General features: G+C 42.0%; 5 protein-coding genes and 2 pseudogenes. 6 read left to right on the top strand and 1 reads right to left on the bottom strand.

The window, feature by feature from the left end; all coding sequences use genetic code 11:
* The 6 genes and pseudogenes from E0409_RS16630 to E0409_RS16250 form a co-directional block, all read left to right on the top strand.
* On the top strand, nucleotides 1–183 hold a 183-nt coding region (locus E0409_RS16630), incomplete at its 5' end, for a hypothetical protein (protein WP_213073381.1).
* Nucleotides 184–404: 221 nt separating this feature from the next.
* Nucleotides 405–1,152: pseudogene (locus tag E0409_RS16270) on the top strand (IS5 family transposase).
* 321 nt (nucleotides 1,153–1,473) lie between these two features.
* Nucleotides 1,474–2,430, top strand: coding sequence for a TerC family protein (locus E0409_RS16265; RefSeq protein WP_131292576.1), 957 nt, complete (start codon nucleotides 1,474–1,476; stop codon nucleotides 2,428–2,430).
* 208 nt (nucleotides 2,431–2,638) lie between these two features.
* Nucleotides 2,639–3,955, top strand: a complete 1,317-nt coding sequence (guaD, locus tag E0409_RS16260) for a guanine deaminase (RefSeq protein WP_131292573.1) — start codon at nucleotides 2,639–2,641, stop codon at nucleotides 3,953–3,955.
* A gap of 221 nt (nucleotides 3,956–4,176) precedes the next feature.
* Entirely contained in the window at nucleotides 4,177–4,704 is a 528-nt protein-coding gene (gene hpt / locus E0409_RS16255; RefSeq protein ID WP_131292570.1) for a hypoxanthine phosphoribosyltransferase, read from the top strand.
* A 177-nt stretch (nucleotides 4,705–4,881) separates the two neighbouring features.
* Nucleotides 4,882–5,139: a GlsB/YeaQ/YmgE family stress response membrane protein gene (locus E0409_RS16250; RefSeq protein ID WP_131292567.1), complete on the top strand. Its 258-nt coding sequence runs from the start codon at nucleotides 4,882–4,884 to the stop codon at nucleotides 5,137–5,139.
* A 69-nt stretch (nucleotides 5,140–5,208) separates the two neighbouring features.
* On the opposite strand, the pseudogene E0409_RS16245 reads toward E0409_RS16250, so the two are convergent.
* Nucleotides 5,209–5,336 (bottom strand): annotated as a pseudogene (locus E0409_RS16245) (IS4 family transposase); the annotation flags it as partial.

Genomic DNA, 5,336 nt, shown 5'->3' with positions numbered 1-5,336 from the left:
TATGCGTTGATCGCAGATTTCCTGCAAGACCGACAATCGTTTAAGTTCTTTATCCGACATAGACACCAACATATCAAACCGTCCGCTTCAATAATCGCAAAAGTGCATATTCTAAAAGCGGACATTTTTACTTTGGAGAAACCGGACATTTCTATTTTGGGCTTACAAACTGATTTCGTATAATATAGATTATGTTAAATCAAGTACACCCACTATTAACTTCATAAAAATAGATCCATAAGGCTTTGTTGCACAAATGTTTGAAAGACAGAGCTACCCTAATTGAGCCAAATTCAAGTGACAACTTGGGTATGAGGACGACCTAATTCTGTGAATTTATTCAAGACTGCTACGCATGCATGAATCTCATTCACCTGACTAGGGCCTGTCCTCATTATTTTTTCATGACTAAACGCTATGCATTAAGAGATGATCAGTGGGAACAGATTAAGGATCTGTTGCCCGGACGAGCGAGTACTGTTGGAGTAACTGCCAAAGACAACAGGCTATTTGTTGAAGCAGTATTATATCGGTATCGTTCAGGTATTCCGTGGCGAGACTTACCAGAACGCTTTGGGGATTTTAGAGTCGTGCACACTCGCTTTAGCCGTTGGGCTAAAGCAGGCGTATGGCAGAAAGTTTTTGAAGTGCTATCACATGAAAGTGATAATGAATATGCCATGCTGGACTCAACCATTGTGCGCGCTCATCAACACAGTGCCGGAAAAAAAAGAACAGGCAATCGGACGCAGTAAAGGTGGCTTAAGTACCAAAATTCATGCCCGTACTGATGCTTTAGGCAACCCAACAGGATTTTATCTCACTGCCGGGCAGGCTCATGACTTAAATGGTGCTGATGTGCTGCTGGACTTATCGTTAAGTCAGACTTGGCTCATGGATAAAGCCTACAATTCCAAGGATCGGGTGATTGATCCAATCCATAAGATCAATGGTCAGATCGTGATGCCGTCCAAAAGTAACGCGATTGATCAGCGTGATTATGACCCACATCTTTATAAGGCAAGACATCTGATCGAGAACTTCTTCGCCAGGCTCAAGCAGTATCGAGGTATTGCTACGCGCTATGATAAATTGGCTCAAAACTTCCTCTCAGCGATCTACCTTGCCTCAATCATGATATGGCTTAATTGATGACACGCCCTAGATAAAATTTGCACAATTCATATAAATATGCGATTCTTCAGCCACATTTGGATTAGATCCAAAACAAAATTAAGTTGAACAAGGGGAGTAGCCTCCTCCAAGCGTAAGCCATTTGATATTTTTAAATGACTTATGTGTCAGAATATCGTCATTACACTTTGCAAAAAGTCGGTATCTGAGCATCTGAAATTACCCAATATGGATATTCAGATGTAGGCAAGACCTTGATCATGTTGACACAGATGTTTAAATCATCTGGCAACAGGTCAAGGTTTTTTTATGACCAGTTGTCGGGTGGGGAGATTTTTTATGGAATCCATCGGCAACCCTGGGTTGTATCTGGCATTTTTTGCGATGGTGGCAGTGATGCTCATCATCGACTTTCTTGGCTTCAAAAATAAAGAAGACCAGCCCGTTAAAATTAGGTCAGCCGCCTATTGGAGCATTGCCTGGGTCAGTGTATCCATCCTGTTCGCTGGCGCTTTATGGCTATATTTGCAGCAAACGGCGGGTGTTGCCTTAGCCAATCAAAAAACCATGGAATACTTTGCGGGCTATCTGTTAGAGAAATCACTCGCAATTGATAACGTGTTTGTCTGGTTGATGATTTTTGCTGCCTTTGCCATTCCTCCAGCCTTGCAACGTAAAATTTTGCTCTATGGCGTACTGGGCGCCATCGTGTTGCGTACCCTGTTTATTTTTATCGGTGCATGGTTCGTTCAGGAATTCTCTTGGGTGCTTTATATCTTCGGTGCCTTCCTGGTTTATACCGGCTTTAAATTTCTTAAAGGCCATGAAGACAATCCCAATATTGAAGATATGGCTATCTTGCAGTGGTTACGCAAACATATGCGTATTACCCCTCAGCTCGATGGACATAAGTTCTTTGTGCGTCAAAACGGCGTGTTGTGGGCAACGCCATTATTTCTGGTGCTGATTTTGGTTGAAGGCTCGGATGTCATTTTCGCAGTGGATTCCATTCCGGCTATTTTTGCGGTCACCAGTGATCCCTTCATTGTCTTGACCGCCAACCTCATGGCGATCTTGGGTTTGCGTGCCATGTTCTTCTTACTGGCAGGCGCTGCGTCTAAAATGCACTACTTACCCTATGGCCTCGGGATTATCTTGCTGTTTATTGGTTTTAAAATGTTGATGCTCGATGTGTTCCATATGCCTATCTGGATATCACTCAGCTTTATTGTGATTGTACTGGCGATTACCGCGTGGTTATCAATTCGCCATAACAAGCAGCAAGAGCAACTGTAATTTTCAAATAAAACGATCCAGCCTTCCATCGCATAGATGGAAGGCTTTTTTATGCCCGATATTGCAATTGATGGCTGCTTTTGAAAATTCTAAACATCAGGCTGGATCCATAAAACCAGGGGAGGACTTATAAACTGATGCGATAGGGTTTAAGCAAAACATTTCAGGTACAATCAATTGAAAAAATGAGAAATTAAAAGGTTATTGCATGTCTGCTCTTCAGGCTCAACGCGCCGTCCGTGGTCGCTTTCTTGATATTCAACACACCGTTTCCCAAGCCTCCGATATTGCTCAAGCCATTCGTTATATTGAAGATGGCTTGCTCATCACTAACGCTGGAAAAATCAGCTGGTTTGGGACATGGCAAGAGGGGAAAAATTTGCTGAATCAAGATATGCTGCTTGAACATTATCCTGAGCAACTGATTGTGCCGGGGTTCATCGACACCCATATCCATTTCCCACAAACCGAGATGGTCGGTGCTTATGGGGAACAACTGCTGGAATGGCTCGACACCTATACATTTCCTACAGAATTGCAATTTAAGGACAAAGCCTATGCCGACAAAATCGCGCAATTTTTTGTGCAGGAATTACTGAAAAACGGTACCACTACAGCCTTGGTTTTTTGTAGCGTACATGCTGAATCAGTCAATGCCTTATTTGAAGCGGCAGAACAGCATCAAATGCGTTTAATTGCCGGTAAGGTGATGATGGACCGTCATGCCCCTGCAGACCTGTGTGACACAGCAGAAAGTTCTTATCATGACTCTAAAGCACTAATTGAAAAATGGCATGGCAAAGGCCGTAACCTGTATGCGATTACCCCGCGTTTTGCCCCCACATCTACACCAGAACAACTTGCAAAAGCAGGACAGTTAAAAGCTGAATATCCTGAAGTGTATGTACACACCCATTTAAGTGAAAATAAAAACGAAATAGCGTGGGTGAAAGATTTATTTCCAGAACAAAAAAGCTATCTGGATGTTTATCATCATTATGGCTTAACAGGGCAGCGCTCGGTCTTTGCCCACTGTGTGCATTTAGAAGAGGCTGAATGGGACTGTATGCATCAAACCAACTCAGCGATTGCCTTTTGCCCAACTTCCAATCTATTCTTGGGCAGTGGTTTATTTCCCTTGAAAAAAACCTGGGAAAAACAAGTCAAAGTCGGTTTGGGTACGGACATTGGTGCAGGCACTTCATTTAACCAGCTGCAAACCTTAAATGAAGCCTACAAAGTACAACAGCTTCAGGGCGATAAACTCTCTGCATTTGAATCCCTGTATCACGCCACATTGGGCGGAGCCAAGGCTTTAGATCTAGACGATAAACTGGGCAACTTTAACCTGGGTAAAGAAGCCGATTTTATTGTGCTGGATTTAAAAGCCACCGCACTACAGGCACTGCGTCAAGAACGTGCCAAAGGCATTGAAGACGCATTATTTGCACTAATGACCATGGGCGATGATCGTAATATCCAGGCGACTTATATTTATGGAGAACCGGCGTATGTCAAAGCATAAGACCACAAAAAGATCCTATAAAAAGATGTTTTTGTTGGTTGGAATAGCGGCAGCTTATGCTGTGTTGCTTAAGCGTGATACCCCGAAAATCAAGGCTTGATACACATTCAGGCGCAAAAAAGATGCATCTGTTGAGCAGATGTATTAAAATTAAAACATCTTTTGAGGTGTTGCTGGTCAACACCTTTTTTATTTTTTGATTTGCTTTTAGGTATCTACCCATGACCGTTCATATGAGCGTAATGATCTCAGCTGAAGAGATTCACGCGAAAGTCAAAGAGCTTGGTGCAAAAATTAATGCTCACTATGCCAATAGTGACAAAAAACTTGTTTTGATTGGTTTACTGCGTGGTTCAGTCATTTTTATGGCTGATTTATGTCGTGCAATTAGCAAACCGCATGAACTCGACTTTATGACGGTATCAAGTTACGGTGGCGGTACGGTTTCAACTCGTGATGTCAAAATCTTAAAAGACCTGGACGGCGAAATTCGCGGTAAAGATGTTCTTATTGTCGAAGATATTATTGACTCAGGCAATACCCTCAGCAAAGTGCTGGAAATTTTAAGCACGCGTAATCCGAACTCTATTGAACTGTGTACTTTAATTAGCAAACCTTCACGCCGTGAAATTGAACTTGAAGTGAAGTTTTTAGGCTTTGAAGTGGAAGATAAGTTTATTGTCGGTTACGGCTTGGACTTCGACCAAAAATATCGCCACATTCCATTTATTGGCGAAATTGGTCTATAAGACCCAGCAGATACTTAAAGTGGCCGAAGGCCACTTTTTTTATCCTTCATCTTTTAACAAGAACAAAAAAACAACAGTTTTTAGCAGGACTCAACTGTTTCCTTTTTCATAAATGATTAATTATAAAAATGAAAGCGTAATGAAAGTATATAAACAAACGATAAATGGAGAAGACATATGTGGTCACTTATAGTTGCGATCGTGGTCGGTTTTATTGCGGGTTTAATTGCACGCGCTATCCATCCTGGAAATGATAAATCAGGATTTATTGTTACGACTTTGTTGGGTATCGCAGGTTCTTTATTGGCAACTTACGGTGGACGATTGCTCGGCCTCTACGGTGAGAACTCTGCAGCAGGCTTTATTGCTTCGGTGATCGGTGCCCTCATTATCCTATTCCTTTATAACCTGATTGCAAAAAAATCAGGCGTTTAAATCCTCCTTCAAACGCTTGGTTACTCTAATAAAAAAGCACCTGTTCAGGCACTGCTGTCCCACAATTTTTCATAAAAGGAGGCTCAATTGAGCTTCCTTTTGTTTTATCGGTATTTTATCGGGCATGAATAAAGCTTTTAAGGTTTTTCTCTCAAACAGATTTACTTGGATCATTCTTAGTAACCGTTGAACCGTCC

The sequence above is a fragment of the Acinetobacter sp. ANC 4862 genome (assembly GCF_004336635.1).
Taxonomy (GTDB): domain Bacteria; phylum Pseudomonadota; class Gammaproteobacteria; order Pseudomonadales; family Moraxellaceae; genus Acinetobacter.
The sequence above is the reverse complement of the archived record's forward strand: the minus strand, read 5'-3'. Positions and strand labels throughout refer to the sequence as shown.